The organism is Promicromonospora sukumoe (genome assembly GCF_014137995.1).
Taxonomy (GTDB): Bacteria; Actinomycetota; Actinomycetes; order Actinomycetales; family Cellulomonadaceae; genus Promicromonospora; species Promicromonospora sukumoe.
Map to the genome: position 1 here is coordinate 1,106,438 of NZ_JACGWV010000001.1, position 22,164 is coordinate 1,128,601.

At 70.9% G+C, this 22,164-nt stretch carries 24 protein-coding genes; all 24 read left to right on the forward strand.

Annotation, left to right across the window (positions count from 1 at the left end; all coding sequences use genetic code 11):
* The first annotated feature begins 35 nt into the window (after positions 1-35).
* A complete protein-coding gene (locus FHX71_RS04855) occupies positions 36-353 on the forward strand; it encodes a hypothetical protein (RefSeq protein WP_182614666.1) in 318 nt (105 codons plus the stop codon).
* 27 nt (positions 354-380) lie between these two features.
* Positions 381-758 (forward strand): hypothetical protein, encoded by a 378-nt coding sequence (locus tag FHX71_RS04860; protein WP_182614667.1) that lies wholly within the window; start codon positions 381-383, stop codon positions 756-758.
* An 80-nt stretch (positions 759-838) separates the two neighbouring features.
* Complete coding sequence (locus FHX71_RS04865) at positions 839-1,192, forward strand: hypothetical protein (protein ID WP_182614668.1); 354 nt, start codon at positions 839-841, stop codon at positions 1,190-1,192.
* Positions 1,185-1,634, forward strand: coding sequence for an SUKH-3 domain-containing protein (locus tag FHX71_RS04870; RefSeq protein ID WP_182614669.1), 450 nt, complete (start codon positions 1,185-1,187; stop codon positions 1,632-1,634). Before FHX71_RS04865 ends, FHX71_RS04870 begins: the two co-directional genes overlap by 8 nt.
* Positions 1,635-2,042: 408 nt before the next feature.
* Positions 2,043-2,525, forward strand: coding sequence for a hypothetical protein (locus tag FHX71_RS04875; protein WP_182614670.1), 483 nt, complete (start codon positions 2,043-2,045; stop codon positions 2,523-2,525).
* Positions 2,522-2,944, forward strand: coding sequence for a hypothetical protein (locus tag FHX71_RS04880; protein WP_182614671.1), 423 nt, complete (start codon positions 2,522-2,524; stop codon positions 2,942-2,944). Before FHX71_RS04875 ends, FHX71_RS04880 begins: the two co-directional genes overlap by 4 nt.
* A 151-nt stretch (positions 2,945-3,095) precedes the next feature.
* Positions 3,096-3,356, forward strand: a complete 261-nt coding sequence (locus FHX71_RS04885) for a YrhB domain-containing protein (protein ID WP_182614672.1) — start codon at positions 3,096-3,098, stop codon at positions 3,354-3,356.
* Between the two features lie 139 nt (positions 3,357-3,495).
* Positions 3,496-5,100 carry a UDP-N-acetylmuramoyl-L-alanyl-D-glutamate--2,6-diaminopimelate ligase gene (locus tag FHX71_RS04890; RefSeq protein ID WP_182614673.1) on the forward strand — a complete coding sequence of 535 codons (1,605 nt, stop codon included), beginning with the start codon at positions 3,496-3,498 and terminating at the stop codon, positions 5,098-5,100.
* 103 nt (positions 5,101-5,203) lie between these two features.
* Positions 5,204-6,682, forward strand: coding sequence for a UDP-N-acetylmuramoyl-tripeptide--D-alanyl-D-alanine ligase (locus FHX71_RS04895; RefSeq protein ID WP_182614674.1), 1,479 nt, complete (start codon positions 5,204-5,206; stop codon positions 6,680-6,682).
* Complete coding sequence (gene mraY, locus FHX71_RS04900) at positions 6,679-7,761, forward strand: phospho-N-acetylmuramoyl-pentapeptide-transferase (RefSeq protein ID WP_182614675.1); 1,083 nt, start codon at positions 6,679-6,681, stop codon at positions 7,759-7,761. The genes FHX71_RS04895 and mraY overlap by 4 nt, the downstream gene beginning before the upstream one ends.
* Positions 7,758-9,245 carry a UDP-N-acetylmuramoyl-L-alanine--D-glutamate ligase gene (murD, locus tag FHX71_RS04905; RefSeq protein WP_312876927.1) on the forward strand — a complete coding sequence of 496 codons (1,488 nt, stop codon included), beginning with the start codon at positions 7,758-7,760 and terminating at the stop codon, positions 9,243-9,245. The genes mraY and murD overlap by 4 nt, the downstream gene beginning before the upstream one ends.
* A gap of 20 nt (positions 9,246-9,265) precedes the next feature.
* The gene (locus FHX71_RS04910) at positions 9,266-10,513 is read left to right on the forward strand and encodes an FtsW/RodA/SpoVE family cell cycle protein (protein WP_182614676.1); all 1,248 of its coding nucleotides are present in this window, start codon (positions 9,266-9,268) and stop codon (positions 10,511-10,513) included.
* Positions 10,514-10,606: 93 nt separating this feature from the next.
* On the forward strand, positions 10,607-11,761 hold the full coding sequence (gene murG, locus FHX71_RS04915; RefSeq protein WP_182614677.1) for an undecaprenyldiphospho-muramoylpentapeptide beta-N-acetylglucosaminyltransferase: 1,155 nt from the start codon (positions 10,607-10,609) through the stop codon (positions 11,759-11,761).
* Positions 11,758-13,257 (forward strand): UDP-N-acetylmuramate--L-alanine ligase, encoded by a 1,500-nt coding sequence (murC, locus tag FHX71_RS04920; RefSeq protein WP_182614678.1) that lies wholly within the window; start codon positions 11,758-11,760, stop codon positions 13,255-13,257. Before murG ends, murC begins: the two co-directional genes overlap by 4 nt.
* Positions 13,257-14,375 carry a cell division protein FtsQ/DivIB gene (locus tag FHX71_RS04925; RefSeq protein ID WP_182614679.1) on the forward strand — a complete coding sequence of 373 codons (1,119 nt, stop codon included), beginning with the start codon at positions 13,257-13,259 and terminating at the stop codon, positions 14,373-14,375. Before murC ends, FHX71_RS04925 begins: the two co-directional genes overlap by 1 nt.
* Positions 14,376-14,574: 199 nt before the next feature.
* A complete protein-coding gene (gene ftsZ / locus FHX71_RS04930; protein ID WP_182614680.1) occupies positions 14,575-15,912 on the forward strand; it encodes a cell division protein FtsZ in 1,338 nt (445 codons plus the stop codon).
* Between the two features lie 22 nt (positions 15,913-15,934).
* Complete coding sequence (gene pgeF, locus FHX71_RS04935) at positions 15,935-16,726, forward strand: peptidoglycan editing factor PgeF (RefSeq protein ID WP_312876928.1); 792 nt, start codon at positions 15,935-15,937, stop codon at positions 16,724-16,726.
* Between the two features lie 270 nt (positions 16,727-16,996).
* On the forward strand, positions 16,997-17,467 hold the full coding sequence (locus FHX71_RS04940) for a cell division protein SepF (RefSeq protein ID WP_182614681.1): 471 nt from the start codon (positions 16,997-16,999) through the stop codon (positions 17,465-17,467).
* 148 nt (positions 17,468-17,615) lie between these two features.
* Positions 17,616-17,894, forward strand: a complete 279-nt coding sequence (locus tag FHX71_RS04945; protein WP_376770122.1) for a YggT family protein — start codon at positions 17,616-17,618, stop codon at positions 17,892-17,894.
* A 265-nt stretch (positions 17,895-18,159) separates the two neighbouring features.
* Positions 18,160-18,801, forward strand: a complete 642-nt coding sequence (locus FHX71_RS04950) for a DivIVA domain-containing protein (RefSeq protein WP_182614683.1) — start codon at positions 18,160-18,162, stop codon at positions 18,799-18,801.
* A 186-nt stretch (positions 18,802-18,987) separates the two neighbouring features.
* Positions 18,988-19,455: a TraR/DksA family transcriptional regulator gene (locus FHX71_RS04955; RefSeq protein WP_182614684.1), complete on the forward strand. Its 468-nt coding sequence runs from the start codon at positions 18,988-18,990 to the stop codon at positions 19,453-19,455.
* 297 nt (positions 19,456-19,752) lie between these two features.
* Entirely contained in the window at positions 19,753-20,259 is a 507-nt protein-coding gene (locus FHX71_RS04960) for a hypothetical protein (protein ID WP_182614685.1), read from the forward strand.
* 277 nt (positions 20,260-20,536) lie between these two features.
* Entirely contained in the window at positions 20,537-21,175 is a 639-nt protein-coding gene (locus FHX71_RS04965; protein ID WP_246402231.1) for a signal peptidase II, read from the forward strand.
* Complete coding sequence (locus FHX71_RS04970) at positions 21,175-22,104, forward strand: RluA family pseudouridine synthase (RefSeq protein WP_182614686.1); 930 nt, start codon at positions 21,175-21,177, stop codon at positions 22,102-22,104. Before FHX71_RS04965 ends, FHX71_RS04970 begins: the two co-directional genes overlap by 1 nt.
* Positions 22,105-22,164: the final 60 nt, after the last annotated feature.

Consider the following 22,164-nt stretch of genomic DNA (forward strand, 5'->3'; position numbering starts at 1 on the left):
TGCGTACGTTCTCCCCGGCCCTTCCGGAGGTCTTGATGGGCATCGATGTAGCGCTCTTCCGTGTGACCCGGAAAGGCACGAGCCCACGACGCAGGAAGCTCGAGCTCCTCGACTTCTACGTCGACCGGAATGAGGAGTTCACAACGGCTTGTGCGGGCTCCGACCTGCCGATGCTCACCCGTGCCAAGCCCTATGGTTCGCTCGTGCTGTTGTCGGAGGAGATGGAGCAGTTCGTCGAGGAGCTCCGTGCAACAGCGGAATCAGATCACCCAGGTTTCCTGGCGCCGATCCTGGGTCTGGCCGAGCGTTGCGCCTCGGACAGGACGACGGAACTACACCTGGACGGGGACTGACATGAGCGAGCGGATCGCCGGACGTTCGTGGAGCAGTCGCTGATGGGGCTGCGAGGTGTCGGGCGCTTCAAGGAGCTGAGGCACGGCGACCCGGCTGGTCCGTCGATCGGCGAGCGCGTTCGCTACGCGGACGAGACGAAGACGCGCCTTCTCAGTTACTTGGCCGCTGCCCCGGTACTGGCAGCTTCTGGCTCTGTCGTCGTCGATCATTTCGACGGGGCCTACATCGGCCCGCTCCATCTGCACACCGACGGTCACTGGACCTGGTACAGCGACCTCGCCCACTATCTCGAAGCGCGTGACGTGTTGCTCGACGCAGACTTCGTCGCTCATGTCCTGGCGGCAAGCATCGAGAGCCTGCAGTCGGTCGATCTGGACGAGGCGCAGAGGCGCTTTTTCGAGTGACCCCTGCCTGAGCTCTGCATCCTCTACGCTCCTCGTCGTGCAGAGGGTGGGCCGGATGTGGGCTGCTGAGAGGGTTGATAATGAGCCATGAGATCGACCTTGGAGAGGGCGCCCGGATCGTCGTCCGCGGCGTGGACGACGACGGGTCTGTGGTCAACGCCGATGTCGTGCTGACCGTGTCGGACGGCACTCGGTGGGTGGCAACAGTGCTGACGCTCGGCGAGGTCGCCAGGCTGATGGATTCCTACCGGGAGTCGGGCGAGTGCCAGTCCGGCACGTACTTCCGAGTTCCTGATCTGCTGATTCTGAATACGGGAACCGTCGATGTGCTAGTGGACGTGTTCCGAGCACTTGTTCGGACAGGGGGTTATCGCCACGAACTCGTCGAGCTGGGAACTGATGGCATCTCATGGATGGCAGGCGCCCATGTTTGATGACGTGACGGTGACGACACTCACGCAGGCCGGCTGGTTTCCTGGGCGGTCGATCTCCATCGACCTGTGGGTCGCGCAGCTTCGGGACGAGGGGGTAGAGGTGCATGCTGCCGCCACCGCGTTTCTCACGGAGTTCGGCGGCTTGTCGGTTGTGTACAGAGGTCCTGGTATCTCACGTGCTCGTGAGTCGTTTGCTCTTGATCCTGAGGAGTGCGTCGGAGAAGGTGACAGATTCCTCGAGTGGTCGCAGGATCTGGGCCGCCAGATCGTTCCAGTTGGATCGCTGAGCGATGGACGGTTCTTTCTGGGGCTCGACGAAGGCTCCGAGCTCTATTCGGTAGAGGCTTTCGTGAAGACCTTCGGCCCGATGCCGGTCGCCATGGATCGCCTGGTTCTGGGGGGCATGCCTGAAGCCGTTGACGAGACGGTTGCTGGGCGGTGATCTCGCGCGGCTAGCCGTGCCGTCGTGTTCTACCTAGAAGCGTTGCGGTCGGTGAGGGAGAAGCCCTGTTGGCATTAGTGGCTCTATTGGTACGTGGTTTCGGATGAGGAGTCCGATGGAGTGCTTGTTGCCGCTGAGGAAGTAGAGGGTTTTTTGTCGACCCGGAAGAAGGGGTGCCGGAAGTGGCCTTCCTGAGGGCCCATGAGGTCGAGAAGGGTGGGGCCAGCTGCTCGATCGACGGGCTGGGCCGCCGACGGGGAAAGTGTTGGTCGCCGGGGTGTGTTGCTGTGCGTGGACAATGTCCACGCACAGCAACACACCCCGATCGCGTACGCTCTGCCGGCCTCCTGGTCTGGACAGGAGGTCGCACGCCCCAAGTGAAGGTTCGCGAAACGCACCCTGCTCCCCGTGCGGGACGTCCCGATGGTCACCTGGACGGGGGCTGACACGATGAACAGCCTTGAGGTGGTGGCGCTCCTCGACGAAGAGCTGCCGGCGGAACTCCACCTACGTGTGGGCAACGAGTTCTCGATCCTGGTCGAGCTGCCGGACGGCTCCGCCGTCGAGGGCTCGGGCCAGGACTTTTTCGAAGCGCTGTGTGAGGTGCGGCGCACTCTTGAGCTCGGCGGTCGCCGCCTGCTGTGTGCCGGCGCTCGAAGAAACGTCTATCCCTCTGCGATGCAGCGGCAGTGGACACAGGGTCGTCGGGCCTATGTTCTCGGGGGAGTCCCGAAGGGGGAAAAGCCTCCGGTCGTCGATATCTTCTGGCCCGCAGGAGCCGAGGACGTCGTCAGTGTCGAGGAACAACATGTCTGGTACATCCGGTGGCTGGCGACCCCTCGCGGCGAGATCCTCGAACTCGGTCCTGACGCCGAGGCACCCGAGCGATGAGTGAGACGTGGGGGCTGATCGATCGGCACGAGACGGTCGAGAGAATCCAAGGTGGAGACCCCATAGTTGCCACCAGGAGCCTGCTGACATTGACGCACGCCGAGACGGATGTCTCCTGGCTCGAAGAGTTCTTGGTACGCCTGGCCGTGGAGCACCGTTGTCGTAATGTCCGGGAGCTCGCCGTCACATGCATCGGGCACTCTGCGCGCATCAACGGACGCGTCTCGAACGACGCGGTCTATCGCTCGTTGCGCCGGTTCCTGGTGGACGACCGCCTAACGGCTCGCGCGTTGAACGCGCTGAGCGACATCGACGCCTTCACCGGTCGCCACTGGACCTCGGCCGAATGGATCTTGCTCCAGCTCTCGGCGATGAGAGTCCGGCTCAAGCACGGCGATCTGTGGTTCTGGCGGAGCTGATGCACAGCGATGATCTGATGAGGCGCAGGGTTTGCGGGCTTCTGCAAGAAGACCCGCCGTGGGGAGACGACAGCCGAACCTCTTCGTTCGGGCCGGGACCCGCAGGATCAGCTGTCAGCAGCTGGTATCGAAGTCTGCGAAGGGGATGAGGATGCTTTTTCAGGACGCTTACGAGGCGGCGCAGAGATATCTCGACGAGCACATGCGATCGACCCACAAGATGGAGATCGTTGTTGCCTCCTGCGCGGAGTATCCGGGTGCCTGGGTGTTCGGCTACAACACGCGCAGGTTCTTGGCGGACGGTGATCTGATGGCCACATTGGTGGGTAACGGGCCCGTAGTGGTCCCGAAAGACGGCGGCGCGATCTACCTCGGCAGTTCGGCCTCGCCGATAGCCGATCAGCTCGCATAGGTCCGGCTCCTGCCGGTGAAGGCTAGAACCATCCTTGACGTGAGCCTGGCCTGAGGGCCGACCGGACTACCCCACAACCACCACCCGAGGCCCACACCCAGGACGAGACCCACCTCCGCGAGACGGTAGGTTCTTCTCCGTGACATCCCCGATCGACCGGATCCGACCGGCCGCCACGACAGCGCGCCAGGTCTCGGACCTCGCCGTCGCGTTCGGCCTCACCATCGCCCCAGGTCAGCCCGCTGACGCCGCGGTCACGTGCGTGGCCTCGGACAACCGGGTCGCGCAGCCGGGGGACCTGTTCGTGGCCCTGCCCGGCGCCCGCGCGCACGGTGCGCAGTTCGCCGCGGACGCCGTCGGGCGCGGGGCCACCGCGATCCTCACGGACGCGCGCGGGGCCGAGCTGCTCGCGGTCGGCAGCACGGTCCCGGTCATCGTCGCCGACGACCCGCGCGCCATCCTCGGCTCCGTCGCCGCCTGGGTGCTGGGCAACCCGGCCGAGGGCCTGATGACGTTCGGCGTCACCGGCACCAACGGCAAGACCACCACGACCTACCAGCTCGACCATCTGCTGCGGGCCCTGGGCTGGACGGGCGGCCTCATCGGCACCGTCGAGACCCGCTCCGGCGACCGCGTCATCGCCAGCACGCTGACGACGCCCGAGGCCGCCGACCTGCAGGCCCTGCTGGCCGCGATGCGCGAGGACCACGTGCGCACCCTGTCCATGGAGGTCTCCTCGCACGCGCTGGCGCAGCACCGCGTGGACGGCATCGTGTTCGGCGTCGCCGGGTTCACCAACCTGACGCAGGACCACCTGGACTTCCACGGCGACTTCGAGTCCTACTTCGCCACCAAGGCCGACCTGTTCACGCCCGCCCGCGCGCGCCGCGGCGTCGTCACCGTCGACGACCCCTGGGGCGAGCGCATGGCCGAGGCCGCGCAGATCCCGGTCGCCACGCTCACGACGCTGCCGGGCAAGGCCGCCGATTGGGTCGTCACCGACGTCGCGCCGCACGGCACCGGGTCCGCCTTCACGCTGACGCATCGCGACGGGCGCACGCTGCGGACCTCGACCTCGCTGCCGGGCGGCTACAACGTCGCCAACGCGGCCCTCGCCGTCGCGATGGTGCTGGAGGGCGGCTCGGACATCCGCGACGTCACCGACGCGCTGGCCGCCGCCGACGGCCTGAGCGCCACCGTGCCCGGCCGGATGGAGGTGCTGGCGACGGCCCCGCGCGTGGTCGTCGACTTCGCGCACAACACCGAGGCCCTGGAGCTCTCGCTCGCGGCCCTGCGCCCGACGACGACGGGCAGGCTCGCCGTCGTCTTCGGTGCCACGGGCGACCGCGACCCCGGCAAGCGCCCGTTCATGGGCGCCGCCGCGGTGCACGGAGCCGACGTCGTCTACGTGACCGACGACGACCCGCACGACGAGGACCCGGGCAAGGTGCGCACCGAGGTGCTCGCCGGAACCGGCGTCACGGACCCCGGTACCGGGGCACCCGGCAGCGGCACGCCGGGCACCGTGGAGGCGGCGGACGACAGCGGCTCGCGTACGGTGGAGGTCCACGAGGTCGCCCCGCGCGCGGATGCCATCCGCACCGCGATCCTGGCGGCCGGCCCGGACGACACCGTGCTGGTGGCGGGTCGCGGGCACGAGACGATCCAGGAGATCGCCGGCGTGGACCACGAGCTCGACGACCGGGTCGAGGCGCGCGCCGCACTGGCGGCCCGCGGCGCGTGACCCGGTAGATCGACGAGGTCGCGCGACCTCAGCAGTGAGCGTCTTACCCCAGCGGTAGACGTGCTACCCCAGCAGGACCCACGCAGGAGAGGACGACAGAGGCATGATCGAGCTGACTGCGGCACAGGTCGCCGCAGCCACCGGCGGGCGGCTGCATGCCGACCCGGACGTGACGGTCACGGGGGCGGTGATCATCGACTCGCGCCAGGCCGCGCCCGGTGCCCTCTTCGTGGCCCTGCCGGGGGAGCGGGTGGACGGGCACGACTTCGCGGCCCGCGCCGTCTCCGCGGGAGCCACGCTGGTGCTGGCGGCACGCGAGCTGGACGGTCTGCCGACCGTCGTCGTCGACGACCCGCAGGAGGCCCTGGGCGAGCTCGCCCGGTACGTCCTGGCGACGGTCCGCGAGGGCGGCGACGGCTGGCCCAAGGTCGTGGGCGTGACGGGCTCGGTCGGCAAGACCACCACCAAGGACCTGCTCGGCCAGCTCCTCACCCCCGAGGTGAGCGGCGAGGACGCGATCATCGTCCCCACCGGCTCGTTCAACAACGAGATCGGTCTGCCGCTGACCGTCCTGCGGGTCACGCGGGACACGCGCTACCTCATCGCCGAGATGGGCGCCGACCGCATCGGCAACATCGCCTACCTCACGCGCATCGCGCCGCCGAACGTCGGCGTCGTGCTCGCCGTGGGCGTGGCGCACGTGGGCCATTTCGGCAGCGTCGAGGCCATCGCCAAGACCAAGGCCGAGATGGTCTCCGGCGTCGTCGACGGCGGCTCCGTGGTGCTCAACGCCGACGACCTGCGCGTCGCCGCCATGGCCGGCCAGGTCGCCCCCGGCACCGCGCTGCGGACCTTCGGCACCATCCCGTCCGCCGACGTGCGCGCCGAGGACATCTCGGTCGACGCCACCGGCCGGGCGAGCTTCACGCTCCGCGTCGCCGCCTCCGTGGCTCCGTCCACCGCAGAGACCGCCGACGACGGCGAGCAGCGCGCCGACGTCGCCCTCCAGCTCGTCGGCCCCCACCACGTGAGCAACGCGCTCGCCGCCGCGACCGTCGCCCTGCGCCTCGGGGTCCCCGTGGCCGACGTCGCGCAGCGGCTCACCGAGGCCACCGCCCGCAGCCCGCACCGCATGGCCGTCACCGAGCGGCCCGACGGCGTCACCGTGATCGACGACGCGTACAACGCGAACCCGGACTCGATGAAGGCCGCCCTGCGCACGCTCGCCGTCATGGCGGGGCGCACGCGCCGGTCGGTCGCCGTGCTCGGCGAGATGCGTGAGCTCGGTGAAGGCGCGCGCGTCGCGCACGACGAGATCGGCCGCCTCGTGGTACGGCTGAACATCAAGCAGCTCGTCGTGGTGGGCGACGGCGCCTACCACATCCACGAGGGCGCCATGCAGGAAGGTTCCTGGGGCTCGGAGACGATCTTCGTGCCCGACCTGCCCGCCGCCCGCTCGCTGCTGGACGAGTCGCTGGAGTCCGGCGACGTCGTGCTCGTGAAGTCGTCGCTCGGCTCCGGGCTCTGGGAGCTCGGCGACCACCTGTCGATGGCACAGACCAATAAGGACAACAACAAGTGATCGCGATCCTGGTCAGCGCCGCAGTGGCGCTGCTCGTGGCCCTGCTGGGCACACCGGTCTTCATCCGGTTCCTGGTCCACAAGAACTACGGCCAGTTCGTCCGCGAGGACGGCCCCACGGGGCACTTCACCAAGCGCGGTACCCCGACCATGGGCGGCGTCGTCATGATCGCGGCCACCCTGATCGGCGTCGCGGCCTCCATGCTGGTGTCGGGGCGGCTGCCGAGCGTGTCGGCGCTGCTGGCGCTCTACCTCATGGCGGGCCTCGGCCTGGTCGGGTTCCTCGACGACTTCACCAAGATCCGCAAGCAGCGGTCGCTCGGCCTGACGGCCCGCGCCAAGCTGATCGGCCAGGGCATCGTCGGCATCTCGTTCGCCGTGCTCGCGCTGCAGTTCCCCAACGAGAACTCGCGCACCCCGGCGTCGACCAAGATCTCGTTCCTGCGCGACACCGAGTTCGACCTGGCGTTCGCCGGCGCGACCGTCGGCCTGATCCTCTTCGTGATCTGGGCCAACCTGCTGGTCTCGGCCTGGTCCAACGCGGTGAACCTGACCGACGGCCTGGACGGCCTGGCCACCGGCGTCTCGATCATCACCTTCGGCGCGTACGTGCTGGTCGGCATCTGGCAGCTCAACCAGTCCTGCCAGTTCCTGGCCACGGCCGGCCCACGCTGTTATGAGGTGCGCGACCCGCAGGACCTCGCGATCGTCGCCGCAGCCATCACGGGCGCCTGCGTCGGCTTCCTGTGGTGGAACGCCAACCCCGCCAAGATCTTCATGGGCGACACCGGCTCCCTCGCCCTCGGCGGCGCCCTGGCCGGCCTGTCGATCCTGAGCCGCACCGAGCTGCTGGGCGTGCTCATCGGCGGCATGTTCGTGCTCATCGTCTCGTCCGTGGTGATCCAGGTGAGCTTCTTCAAGATGACCGGCCGGCGCGTCTTCAAGATGGCGCCGCTGCAGCACCACTTCGAGCTCTCGGGCTGGGGCGAGGTCACCATCGTGATCCGGTTCTGGCTCATCGCGGGCCTGCTCGCCGGCCTCGGGATGGGGATCTTCTACGCCGAGTGGGTGGCCTCGTGACCGAGGCCCCCGGGCCCGAAGGCGACACCTACGGCCCGGCCGAGCCGCGCGTCCCCCTCGCACAGGCGCGCGTGGTCCTGGCCGGGCTCGGCGTCACCGGGCGGTCGCTCCAGCGCGTCCTCGAACCGCGCGTCGCCTCCCTGGTCACCGTGGACGACAGGGCGCACGACGCCGACCACGGCGCGCTCGACGCCGACGCCGCGGCCGCCCTGCTCGCAGACGCCGACCTGCTCGTCGCCTCGCCCGGCTTCCCGCCGCACCACCCGGTGGTCGCCGCGGCGCTGGCCGCGGGCGTGCCCGTGTGGAGCGAGGTCGAGCTCGCCTGGCGCCTGCGCGCGAACCGCCTCGGCACCGACGAGCCGGCCGCCTGGCTCGGCATCACCGGCTCCAACGGCAAGACGACCACCGTCGAGATGCTCGCGGCCATCCTGCGGGCCGCGGGCCTGCGCACCGCCGCCGTCGGGAACGTGGGCCGCTCCCTCGTGGAGGCGGCCCTGGACCCGATGCTCGACGTGATCGCCGTCGAGCTGTCCAGCTTCCAGCTCCACTTCACGCACACGATGTCGCTGCAGGCGGGCGCCGTGCTCAACGTCTCCGCCGACCACCTCGACTGGCACGGCTCGCTCGCCGCCTACACCCGCGACAAGGGCCGCATCTACGAGAACGTCCAGGTCGCGTGCGTCTACAACGTCGCCGACGCGACGACCGAGGACCTGGTGCGCGAGGCCGACGTGGTCGACGGCGCGCGCGCCGTCGGCTTCGCCGTCGGCACCCCCGGCCCCGGCGACCTCGGGCTGGTCGACGACGTCCTCGTGGACCGCGCCTTCCACGCCGCCGACGACGACCCGGACCGCCGCAAGAGCGCCGCCGAGCTCGGCACGCTCGCGGACCTGAAGCAGCTCGGCGACCACAACGGCGTCGTGCCCACGCACATCGTCGCGGACGCCCTGGCCGCCGCCGCGCTGGCCCGGGCGCACGGCGTGCCCGCGTCCGCCGTCCGCGACGGCCTGCGGTCGTTCGGGCCCGGCGAGCACCGCATCCAGCGGGTCGCGGAGTCGGCCGGTGTCACCTACGTGAACGACTCCAAGGCGACGAACGCGCACTCCGCGGCCGCCTCGCTGGCGGGCTTCGCGCACGGCACCGTGGTGTGGATCGCGGGCGGCCTGGCCAAGGGCGCCACGTTCGACGACCTCGTCTCCTCGCGCGCCGACCGGATGCGGGCCGCCGTCGTCATCGGCGCCGAACCTGGCCCGCTGGCCGACACGCTGGCCCGACACGCGCCCAAGGTCCCGGTTGTGGTGATCGATCCCGGTGACACTGAGACCGTGATGCGCCGGGCGGTCGAGGCCGCGCGGGACCTCGCGCAGGCGGGGGACACCGTGCTGCTGGCACCGGCGGGCGCGTCGCAGGACCAGTTCGCCTCGTACGCGCACCGCGGCGAGGAGTTCGTCCGCGTGGTGCGTGACCTGACCACCACGCGCTGAGCCGCGGGAAGGGGCAGGGGATGGCCACGACGACCACGAGCCGCAAGGCACCCGACCGCAAGGCCGACGCCCGGCCCTGGCTCGGTCAGTGGAACTCGACGGTGACCAGTTACTACCTGCTGGTGGGCACCACGGGGCTGCTGACCGTGATCGGCCTGATCATGGTGCTGTCCAGCTCGACGGTGACCTCCATCGCGGAGGGGCAGTCGCCGTACGCGGCCTTCCTGGTCCAGGCGCAGTACGCGCTGATGGGCCTGCCGGTGCTGCTGATCGCCGCCCACCTGCCGATCCGCTGGTACAAGATGCTCGCGCTGCCCGCGCTCCTGGTGGCGGTGGCGCTGCTCGTCGCGGTGATCTTCATGGGTGAGGTCACCAACGGCCAGCAGAACTGGCTCTCCTTCGGGCCGGTCCGCTTCCAGCCCTCCGAGCTGGCCAAGCTCGCCCTCGCCGTCTGGCTGGGCACCGTGCTGGGCCGCAAGCAGGCGCTGCTCGGGAGCTGGTCGCACGCGATCATGCCCGCGGTGCCCGGGGCGGTCGTGGTCATGGGCCTGGTGCTCGGCGGCGGCGACCTCGGCACGGCCCTGGTGATCGGCCTGCTCGTGGCCGGCGCGTTCCTCGTGGCCGGCGTCCCCCTCTCGCTGATGGGGCTCGGCAGCGCCGTCGCCGCGTTCGTCGTCGGGTACGTGTTCATCCTGCAGCAGGGGTCCGGCGACCGGCTGCGGCGCATCATCGCGACCTACGGCGCGGAGTGCGACGCCGCCTCGGAGTGCTACCAGTCCCTCCACGGCCTGTTCGGCCTCGGCACGGGCGGCCTCTGGGGCGTGGGCCTGGGCGGCAGCCGCGAGAAGTGGAACTACCTGCCCGAGGCCCACAACGACTTCATCTTCGCCGTGATCGGCGAGGAGCTCGGCCTGTTCGGCACGGTGCTGGTGCTCGCGCTGTTCGCCGTGCTGGGGCTGGCGATGAGCCGCGTGATCCGGCGGCACACGGACCCGTTCGTCAAGGTCACCACGGCCGCCGTCGGCTGCTGGATCGTGGGCCAGGCGTTCGTGAACATCGGCGTGGTCATCGGCGTGCTGCCGGTGATCGGAGTGCCGCTGCCGCTGGTCTCCGCCGGCGGCTCGGCCCTGATCACCACCATGGCCGCGCTCGGGATGGTGATCTCGTTCGCCCGGACCGAGCCAGGGGCTGCCAAGGCGCTCGCTGCACGCGGTAGCGTCGTCCGCAAGTCACTGGCTGTGCTGGGCGGCGCGGTACGGAGACGGTAGAAAAGTGCACGGCGGCCTGATCTGTGAACAGATCCTGCACGGCAGGCCGCGTCGCGATCGATTCGCCCGGGCCCGGGCGACGACGAGAAGGTGATGATGAGCTCAGCAGTTGTGTCGGTGGTGCTTGCCGGAGGCGGCACCGCGGGACACGTGAACCCCTTGCTCGCGGTGGCCGACGAGGTGCGGCGCCGCCAGCCCGGCGCGCGCGTGCTCGCGCTCGGTACCACGACCGGCCTGGAGGCCGACCTCGTGCCGGCGCGCGGCTACGAGCTGCGCCCGATCCCGCGCGTGCCGCTGCCGCGCCGCCCCAGCCCCGAGCTGCTGCGGCTGCCGGGCCGGCTGACGGCGGCGGTGCGGGCCGCGGAGGACGCGATCGACGAGATCGACGCCCAGGCCGTGATTGGCTTCGGCGGGTACGTCGCCACCCCGGCCTACCTCGCGGCCAAGCGCAAGGGCGTGCCGATCGTGATCCACGAGCAGAACGCCCGGCCCGGCCTCGCGAACCGGCTCGGCGCCCGGTGGGCGGCCCGCGTGGGCCTCACCTTCCCCGGCACGCCGCTGCGCGGCGGCACCCTGACCGGCCTGCCGCTGCGGCAGGCCATCGCGGAGCTGGTCGAGGCGCGCGAGGCCGACGCCGCCGGGCTGCGCGCCCGCGCCGCCGCCGAGCTCGGCCTCGACCCCGCCCTGCCCACCCTCGTGGTCACCGGCGGCTCGCTGGGCGCGCTGAGCCTCAACCGCGCCGTCTCGGGCGCCGCCGCCCAGATCCTCGCGGCCGGCGCCCAGGTGCTGCACCTGACGGGCAAGGGCAAGGCCGACGAGGTGCGCGAGACCGTCGCCGGCGTCGACGCCGAGCGCTACCAGGTGCGGGAGTACCTGGAGCAGATGGAGCTCGCCTACGCCGTGGCCGACCTCGTGGTCTGCCGCTCGGGCGCCGGCTCCGTCGCCGAGCTCGCCGCCCTCGGCATCCCCGCCGTCTACGTGCCGCTGCCGATCGGCAACGGCGAGCAGCGGCTCAACGCGGCCCCGCTGGTCTCGGCGGGCGGCGGCCTGCTGGTGGACGACGCCGACGTCACGCCCGCCTGGGTCGCCGCGGAAGTGCCCTCGCTGCTCGCGGACCGCGAGCGGCTCGGTGTGATGGCGAAGGCCGCACGGGCGGCCGGCACCAGTGACGGCGCCGCACGTGTCGTCGATCTCGTCGAGCAAGCCGTACGGTCAGCAGGTACCGACACCACGGAGGTCAGGTCATGAGCACCACGGTCACTGAGACGACGGACCAGGTCACCAAGCTCGGCCGCGTCCACATGATCGGCATCGGCGGGGCGGGCATGTCCGTCGTCGCCCGCCTGCTCGCCGGGCGCGGGGTGCCCGTGCAGGGTTCCGACGCCGCGGAGTCGGAGGCGCTCGCCGCGCTGCGCGCCGAGGGCGTCAAGGTCTGGGTGGGCCACGACGCCGCCCACCTCACCGGCGCGGACACCGTGGTGATCTCCAGCGCGGTGCACGAGGACAACCCGGAGCTGTCCGCGGCCCGCGGCCGCCGCCTCAACGTGCTGCACCGCTCGCAGGCGCTGGCGGCGCTGATGGACGGGTCGCGGGGCGTCGCCGTCGCAGGCGCGCACGGCAAGACCACGACGTCGGCCATGGTCGCCACCATCCTCCGCGAGGCGGGCCTGGACCCGTCGTACGCGATCGGCTCCACCGTGCGGACCGCCAACGGCTCGACGCCGGGCGGGCACCTGGGCTCGTCGGACGTGCTCGTGGCCGAGGCCGACGAGTCGGACGGCTCGTTCCTGAACTACACGCCCACCATCGCCGTGGTGACCAACGTCGAGGCCGACCACCTGGACCACTACGGCACCGCGGAGGCGTTCAACGGCGCGTTCATCCGGTTCGCGCGCCGCCTGGTGCCCGAGGGCTGGCTGATCGCCTGCGCCGACGACGAGGGCTCGCTGTCCGTGGGCGCCACGATCTGCGCCACGGGCGGCCACGTCATCACCTACGGCACCAACGACACCGCCCGCGTGCGGGTCACGGACATCTCCACGACGCCGGAGGGCACCACGGCGGTGCTGCGGGGCGACATCCTGGGCACCAACGAGCAGGTGGCCGACGGCGCCGGCGTGTCCGGCACCGTCCCCGGCATCACGATGCGCCTGTCCGTCCCGGGCAAGCACAACGTGCTCAACGCGACCGCCGCCGTCATCGTCGCGGTGAAGCTGGGTGTGCCCGCCGAGCAGGCGGTCGCCGGCGTCCAGGCGTTCATCGGCACGGGCCGCCGCTTCGAGGAGAAGGGCGAGGCCGACGGCGTGCTCGTCGTCGACGACTACGCGCACCACCCCACGGAGATCAAGGCCGTGCTCACGGCGGCCCGCGAGGTCGCCGACGGCGGCCGGGTGCTGGTGCTGTTCCAGCCGCACCTGTACTCGCGCACCAAGACGTTCGCCGACCGGTTCGCCGCGGAGCTGTCCGCCGCGGACGAGGTGGTGGTCACGGACATCTACGGGGCGCGCGAGGAGCTCGACCCGACGGTCACGCCGAACACGATCGTGGACCTCATGGCCGACCACGGCGCCGCCTACGCGGTGCCGGACCGGCTCGACGCCGCGCACGTGATCGCCGACCTCGCCCGGCCGGGCGACGTGGTGCTCACCGTGGGCGCGGGCGACGTGACCCAGCTCGGACCGGCCGTCCTCGCGCGCCTCGCGGCCCGCGTGGCGACCGGTACGCCGGGGCTGGGCGAGGACTGATGCGCCCGCCCGCGCGCCCTCGCGCCGCGGGCACGGCACGGCCGCGCCCGGAGGACCAGGGCGCGGCCGCACCCGACCAGGACGAGCAGACCCTGGACCGGCGCGACCGGACGCCGCGGGGCGCCGCGCCGCGGCGCCGGGTCCCGGCGCCGTCCGACCCGGCACGGCCGGGGACCGGCGGGGTGCGATCGGTCCAGGGCCGGCCGGCGCAGGGTTCCCAGGGCCGGCCGAGCAGCAGCGGGCCGTCGGCCCCGGGCCGGGAGCGCGCGGCCCAGCAGCGTCCGGCGGGGCAGCGCCCGGCCGAGCAGCGTCCGGCGGCCGGCCGTCCCGGTCCTGGCACCGGCACCGCGCCGTCGTCGGGCGGACGCGGCGGCGTGGTCTCGGACCAGCTCGCCGACCGTCTCGCCGAACGCATCGCGATGGCGCGCTACCGCGTGTGGCGCCGGATCGGCTGGACCGTGCTCTCGGTCGCCGTCGCGGCGGGCCTGGTGTGGGCGGCGTTCTTCTCGCCGCTGTTCTCCCTCGACCCGGAGCAGGTGCGGGTCACGGGCCAGGGCACCACGGTCGACGTCGGCGAGGTGCGCGACGCCGTGACCGACGAGGCGGGCATCCCGCTCCCGCGCCTGGACACGGTGGGCCTGCGCGAGGAGATCCTCGCGATGAACGCCGTCAAGAACGTGCGGATCACGCGCGCCTGGCCGGACGGGCTGCGGGTGGAGCTCACGTCGCGCGAGCCGGTCGTCGCCGTGCCGCAGCCGGGTGGGGTGCACGCCCTGATGGACGCCGAGGGCGTGCGCGTCGCGACGGTCGAGGAGGTGCCCGACGGCCTGCCCTCGATCGTCACCTCCCTGTCCGACCCCGGGGCCGGCCGCCGCGCCCTGGACGCGGCCCTCTCGGTGCTCGGCGCGCTGCCGCCCAGGCTCGCCGCCGACATCCGTACGGTGAGCGCGGCGACCCAGGACGACGTGCGGACCACGCTGACCGACGGGCGCGTCATCCGGTGGGGGAACGGCGCGGAGGTGCCGCTCAAGACGAAGGTCGCGCAGACGCTCCTGAAGGCGGAACCGACGGCGACGACGGTCGACGTGTCGTCGCCGGAGCTCCCGGTCACGCACTGAACGGCGGCGAAATCACATCGCTGTGATTTCTCGCGTGCATCGGTGCGCGACACGCGCGACGATGTCTTCGACACACCCCGGCGGCGCACCTACCGTCGAACTCAGCAGCAACCTGACATAACTCTAACCCTCTACCTCAACCTGAGACTTTGGGAGGGACGAGAGTCGGGACTCGGGACCCGAATCGAAAGGCGACGACGTGGCAACTCCGCAGAACTACCTGGCAGTAATCAAGGTGGTCGGTATCGGCGGCGGTGGTGTGAACGCCGTCAACCGCATGATCGAGGTCGGCCTCAAGGGCGTCGAGTTCATCGCGATCAACACCGACGCACAGGCACTCCTCATGTCCGACGCCGACGTCAAGCTCGACGTCGGCCGGGAGCTCACGCGCGGCCTCGGCGCCGGCGCGGACCCCGAGGTCGGCAAGAAGGCCGCCGAGGACCACGCCGAGGAGATCGAGGACGTCCTGCGCGGCGCCGACATGGTCTTCGTCACCGCCGGCGAGGGCGGCGGCACCGGCACCGGCGGCGCTCCCGTCGTGGCGCGCATCGCGCGCTCGCTCGGCGCGCTGACCGTCGGCGTCGTGACGCGCCCGTTCACGTTCGAGGGCCGCCGCCGCGCGGTCCAGGCCGAGAGCGGCATCGAGAACCTCCGCGACGAGGTCGACACGCTGATCGTGATCCCGAACGACCGGCTCCTGTCGATGTCGGACCGCAACGTCTCCGCGATCGCGGCGTTCCACTCGGCCGACCAGGTGCTGCACTCCGGCGTGCAGGGCATCACCGACCTCATCACCACGCCCGGCCTGATCAACCTCGACTTCGCGGACGTGAAGTCCGTGATGCAGGGTGCGGGCTCGGCGCTCATGGGCATCGGCTCCGCGCGCGGCGAGGACCGTGCGGTCCAGGCCGCCGAGCTGGCGATCTCCTCGCCGCTGCTCGAGGCCTCGATCGACGGCGCGCACGGCGTGCTGCTCTCGATCCAGGGTGGCAGCGACCTCGGCCTCTTCGAGGTGCACGAGGCCGCGCGCCTGGTGCAGGAGGCCGCGCACCCGGAGGCGAACATCATCTTCGGTACGGTCATCGACGACGCGCTGGGCGACGAGGTGCGGGTCACCGTCATCGCGGCCGGCTTCGACGGCGGCCTGCCCAAGGAGCGCAAGGACAACCGGGCGCTCGGCCAGGTCGCCGGCGCGGTCGGGGCCGGCTCGCGCAGCCCCGCGACGGCGCCGGTCCCGCTGCCCGACGTGTCGGACGCCGCTCGTCGTGCGCCCGAGTACACCGGGAACGGCATGCCGCCGTCGGTTCCCCCGACGCAGCAGCCGGCCCCCGTGTCCACGCTGCCCCGCGTGATCGACGACGAGGGCTCGGACGACGTGCCGCGCACGCTGGACGAGCCGGCGGTCGTGGTGCAGGGCTCGTTCAACCGGCAGGACGTCAACCGCGAGCAGGGCGAGCGCGTCGAGGTCCCGCCGCTGTACGACGAGAACCCGCGCCGTGCGGCCGAGGACCTGGACGTCCCCGACTTCCTGAAGTGACCGGCCGGGTAACCTCACACCCGTGAGCGAAACCCGGACTCTTGCAGGCGTGCACCCCGTCGACCTGGGCGACGGGGTGCGCGCCTTCTTCACGTCCAGCGCGGGCGGCGTCTCGCCCGCCCCCTGGGCGGCGGACGGCGGCGGCGGTCTCAACCTGGGCCTGAACGTGTCCGACGACGAGGACCGCGTCGCGGTCAACCGCTCCCGTGCCGCCGACCGGCTCGGCGCGCCGGTGGCGTTCGCCACCCAGGTGCACGGCGACGTGGTGCTCGAGCTCGGTCCGGCCGAGCGCGAGGCGTGGGCGGCGGACCGGCCGCCGGCGTCGGCGGGGGAGGGCGACGCGCTCGTCACCGCCGAGCCCGGCCTCGGCCTTGGCGTGCTGGTCGCGGACTGCGTCCCGGTGCTGCTCGCCGACCCGGTGGCGCGCGTCGTCGCCGTCGCGCACGCCGGGCGCAAGGGCGTCCTGGCCGGCGTGGTGCACCGGGCGCTCGACTCGCTCGTCGCCCGGGGTGCGGACACCGTGCGCGTGCGCGCCGCCGTCGGCCCCGCGGTGTGCGGGCGGTGCTACGAGGTGCCCGCCGCGATGCGCGACGAGGTGGCCGCCGCCGTGCCCGAGACCTTCGCGACCACGAGTGAGGGAACGCCGGGCCTCGACCTGCCCGCCGGGGTGGTCGCGCAGCTCGCCTCCCGCGGGGTCGCGGTGACGCGGGTCGAGCGCTGCACGCTCGAGGACAAAGAACTGTTCTCGCACCGGCGGGCGAGCGTGACGGGGGTCACGACGGGCCGCCAGGCCGGTGTCGTGGCGCTTTTCTGACCGTCCGTGGCGGATCTGTGCCACCGTCGCGACACGCCGGTAACAGGGCCCTGACCTGCGAAATCACACGGATGTCGTTTTTAGCGAGCAATCGCTGAACAACTTTGGCAAAGTTGTTCGTGGCACGGCGTGTCGCACTTCCGGGTCGGATTGCGCCGAGCTACTTTTGTCAAGGCGACCTCGACGTGAGGTCAAGGTCGGACCTGTTGTACGGGCCCGCTGGGACACAGACAGAAGGACGCACAGCAGGCGACGAACGGAGAGTGTGCGATGGCCGGAGCGCTTCGCAAGACCATGCTGTATCTGGGCCTCGCCGACGATCAGGGCGAGCAGGAGTACCTCGACGAGTATGACGAGGGCCTGGAGGAGAACGTGGAGGACCACCGACACGCGCAGGTCACGCCGCTGCACCGCGATGGCGTGCCCCACCAGGCGCTCTCCACCGGGGAGCTGCGCCGCATCACGACCGTGCACCCGCGCTCGTACAACGACGCACGGAGCATCGGCGAGGCTTTCCGCGCCGGCACTCCCGTCATCATGAACCTCTCCGACATGGACGACGCCGACGCCAAGCGCCTGGTCGACTTCTCGGCCGGCCTCATCTTCGGTCTGCACGGCTCGATCGAGCGGGTGACCAACAAGGTCTTCCTGCTCTCTCCCGAGCACGTGGAGATCGCCGCCGAGGAGCAGGTCGCCACCGAGAAGCCGAACGGTCGCGGCGGCTTCTACAACCAGAGCTGAGTCCGGCACACACATCGAGCAAGGGTGAGGGGCGGTCGCGGAAGCGGCCGCCCCTCACCCCTGTCCGGGGCGGTTCTCGCGGACTCGCACGGTCCCTTTACCTGCGAGATCACCTGCAACCGGGTCCGGACAGGTTAGGTTGTCCCTTGTGATCTGGGACTTCATCGGCTTCCTGCTGTGGCTCTTCCTGCTGTTCCTCATCGGACGGCTCATCTTCGACTGGGTGCAGTTCTTTGCCCGGGACTGGCGGCCCCGTGGTGTGCTGCTCGTGATCGCCGAGGCGATCTACACGGTCACGGACCCGCCCCTGCGGTTCCTGCGCCGGCTGATCCCGCCCCTGCGGCTGGGTCAGGTGCAGCTCGACCTGGCGTTCATCGTCCTGTTCTTCGGCGTGTCGCTGCTCTCGTCGATCATCGGGCGCCTCTAGGGCGGCCGGGTACGTGGTGAATGTGTGCCGGTTCGCGGCAGACTCACCCGGACGCCCGGTGGCCAAGCGTGCTAAATCATTGACCGGGCCATGGAAATGGCCTGGGGTGACACGGCACACTCTGTGAGGAATTCGTGCCCGGCGGTGCTCCCGGTGTCCCGGGCCGATGTCGTCCGCTACCGTGGGCTTCGGCGAAGGGCGAGCGGCTTGCTAGCGCCGACGTCCGAGTTCAGCGTTCCTACGTTCTAACTTTCGAGGTGACACGATGGCACTGCTTACTGCAGAGGACATCCTCAACAAGAAGTTCTCCGCGACGAAGTTCCGCGAGGGCTACGACGTGGAGGAGGTCGACGACTTCCTCGACGAGGTCGTGCGGACGCTGACCAACGTCCAGGAGGAGAACGAGGGGCTCCGGCAGAAGGTCGCGGCCGCCGAGCGGCGGATCGCCGAGCTGTCGCGCAGCGACGCCGCCGCCCCCGCCCGCGCGCAGGCGGCGCCGGTCGCGGCTCCCGTCATGCCGACCGGTCCAGCCGGCCCCAAGGGCAACGGCCCGGAGCCGGAGTCGGCGACCGGCATGCTCCAGCTGGCCCAGAAGCTGCACGACGACTACGTGCGCTCCGGCCAGGAGGAGGGCGACCGCCTCATCACGGAGGCCAAGACCGAGGGTGCGCGCATCGTGCGCGACGCCGAGGAGACCTCGCACCGCACGCTCTCGCAGCTCGAGCAGGAGCGTTCGCTCCTGGAGCGCAAGATCGACGAGCTGCGCCTGTTCGAGCGGGACTACCGCACGCGCCTGAAGAGCTTCCTGCAGAACCTGCTGGGTGACCTGGACGCCCGCGGCTCGGCGCTGCCGCCGCGGAACAACCAGCAGTCCGGCCGGCCGGTCGAGATGGCCCAGGGGATCTGACAGCAGAGCACCAGACAGCACGCACGGCGACAGGACGCTCCCACCTCACGTCCGGTCGCCGTGCGAGTTGTGCGCCAGGCGCACATCATGGGGGCACGCCACACCGGCGTGCCCCGTTGTGCGTCTGGCCGCTTGTGCTTACGCTTCGTGCACTTGACCACCGGGGGCGACCGTGAAGGGGAACCCATGACCAAGATCACGACTGCGACGCGAGCGGCGATCAAGCAGGAGTTCCCGAACCTGACACGAGACGTGAAGAAGTTTCCCGTCCGTGACGGTGAAGAACCCTGGACCGTCCGCGAGGCGGAGGAGCTGGCCGCACTGCTCCTCGAGGACAAGGAGCGGCTGGAGCGCGAGCTCCTGGTCGCCGACCGTGAGCTGTCCGACCTGCTGCGGAACTCGGGCGACGGGGCCGGCGACGACCAGGCCGACTACGGCTCGAGCGCCCTGGAGCGTGAGCAGGAGCTGACGCTCGTCAACAACATGCGCGACCTCCTGGACCAGACGAACCACGCCCTCGGCCGGATCCGAAAGGGCACCTACGCCACGTGCGAGCTCACGGACCTGCCGATCGGCAAGGCCCGGCTGCAGGCCTTCCCGAGGGCCACGCTCTCCGTCGAGGCGAAGGCGCGCGAAGAGCGCCGCGGGGCCTGAGCGACCGGCGCGACGACGGTGTCGCGCCGGGTCGCGTACCCGATATCAACGCTGTGATGTCTGAGTTACGTGCATACCTGATGCATTGGTATGGAGTTCGCTCCTGGAATGTCGTATTTCACGCACCAGGGGCTCCGTGCATGGGTTCACGTTCCGATTGACAGGGTGAATTTCTCGCCGGATGCTCGTCCAGGTGAATCACACACGTGTGGTTCATCGTTCTTTTGACGGATGCCATTCGAGGGGGAAAACACAATGATCCGAGGATTCCGTGCAACGTGTCGTGCCGGCGCTGCCGTGGCCATGTCGGCCGGGCTCATCGTCGCCGCTGCGACGGGTGCGAGCGCGCTGACCTTCGGCGACGCGCCTGAGGCGCTCGTGGTCAGCCCGTCCGAGGCCAGCGCGGTGCTCGGCGGGGTCGAGGGCGCTGTCGGCGTCGTCGGCGTGGACGGTGCGCTCGACGTGCTCGGCGCGACCCAGAACGCGGAGCTCCCCGAGGGGATCGACGGCGTGATGGTCCCCGAGGACGTCGCCACTGCTGGTGAGGTCGTCGAGATCGGTGGCGACGGCAGCTTCAACGCGCTGAACAACGTGTGCGTCGCCCCCTGGTACTGGGAGGGCCCGGGCAACCTGGACAGCACCGCGAACCTGACCGACTACCAGGCCTGCGGTGAGGGCGACGCCGTCATCGGTGGCGAGGACTCGGTCAACGTCCTGAACAACGTCTGCGTCGCGCCGTGGCACTGGGACGGCCCGCTGAACCTGTTCCAGACCGGTAACGTGACCGGCTACGCCGCTTGCTGACGCACCAGCGTCAATTGACTCCCGCCGTGCGGTGACACGGCGTTGATGTCGCACCAGACGAGGCCCTTTCCCGGGATTCCGGGAAAGGGCCTCGTTGTTCGTTCCGGGGTGGTCCGACATTCCGTGGCTCTTTACCCGTAAGCGCCATTTTCCGGGGATTCGCCATGTGCGGTGGAAATCGCTCGTGGCCCGGTTGCCGGCAGTGTGTCGCCGGGCCTTCCGCGTGACGCCGGGCACCGGGCCCGGCAGGGGCTCCGGGCGTGGGAGACTTTGCCTGATGTCTACTCCCGCTGAACCCTCCGCCGTGGCCGGTGACGAGACGAGTCCCGCAGCCACACCCTCGCCGTCCGGCAGCCGCGTGCTCGTGACCTGGACGCTCGTCCTCGCGGCCTTCGTCCTGGCCGTCGACCAGCTCACGAAGTGGTGGGCCGAGTCCGCGCTGGCCGTGAACGCCGAGCCGATCCCGCTCGTCGGCGACCTGCTCGGGCTGCGCCTCATCTACAACCCCGGCGCCGCGCTGTCGATCGCCTCGGGCTACACCTGGATCCTGACCATCGTCGTGACGGTGGTCGTGGTCTTCATCGTGCGGGCGATCGGCCGCCTCGGGTCGCGCGGCTGGGCCGTCGCGCTGGGCCTGCTGCTCGGCGGCGCCGTCGGCAACCTGATCGACCGCCTGGCGCGGGAGCCCGGGTTCGCGCGCGGCCACGTCGTGGACTTCATCGACTACGCCGGCTACTTCGTGGGCAACGTGGCCGACATCGCCGTCGTCGGGGCCGCCGTGCTGATCGCGCTGCTGTCCCTGCGGGGGATCGGCCTGGACGGCAAGCGGCACACCGACGAGGAGCCGGAGTCCAGCCCGGAGTCCGGCAAGGCCGACGGCGGCGCGTCCGACGGCGGTACGGCCGACCCCGCCTGATGGCGCTGCGCACCCTGCCCGTCCCGGACGGTCTCGCGGGCGACCGGGTCGACGCCGCGCTGGCGCGCATGCTCGGGTTCTCCCGGACCCGCGCGGCGGAGCTCGCCGAGGCGGGCGCCGTCTCGCTCGACGGCCACCAGGTGGGCAAGTCGGACCGCGTCGTCGCGGGCGGCTGGCTCGAGGTGGACATGCCGGAGGAGCGGCCCGCCGTCGAGGTCGTCGCGGAGCCGGTGCCCGGCATGGGCATCGTGTACGACGACGACGACCTGGTCGTGATCGACAAGCCCGTCGGCGTGGCGGCGCACCCGTCGCCGGGCTGGACCGGCCCCACCGTGGTCGGGGCGCTGGTCGCCGCGGGATACCGCGTCTCCACGTCGGGCGCCGCGGAGCGCCAGGGGATCGTGCACCGGCTCGACGTCGGTACGTCGGGCCTGATGGTCGTGGCGAAGTCGGAGGTCGCGTACACGGGCCTCAAGCGCGCCTTCAAGGAGCGCACGGTCGACAAGGTCTACCACGCGCTCGCGCAGGGCCACCCGGACCCGACGTCGGGCACGATCGACGCGCCGATCGGCCGGCACCCCAGCTCGGACTGGAAGTTCGCGGTCACCGCCGACGGCAAGGCGTCGGTGACGCACTACGAGACGCTGGAGATGCTGTCCGCGGCGTCGCTGATGGAGGTGCACCTGGAGACCGGGCGCACCCACCAGATCCGCGTGCACTTCGCGGCCCTGCGCCACCCGCTCGTGGGCGACCTGACCTACGGCGCGGACCCGGTGCTGGCCTCCAAGGTGGGGCTCACCCGGCAGTGGCTGCACGCGCACCGGCTGGGTTTCGAGCACCCGGTGACCGGCCGCTGGGTCGAGGTGGAGTCGCCGTACCCGGCCGACCTGGAGGCCGCGCTCGATGTGGTGCGGGGTGCGTACACCTGATGTGAGAAGTGGCTCGGCGTTGCTGGGCCGGAGTGTCGGAGAGCCGTCCTAAGATCGTGG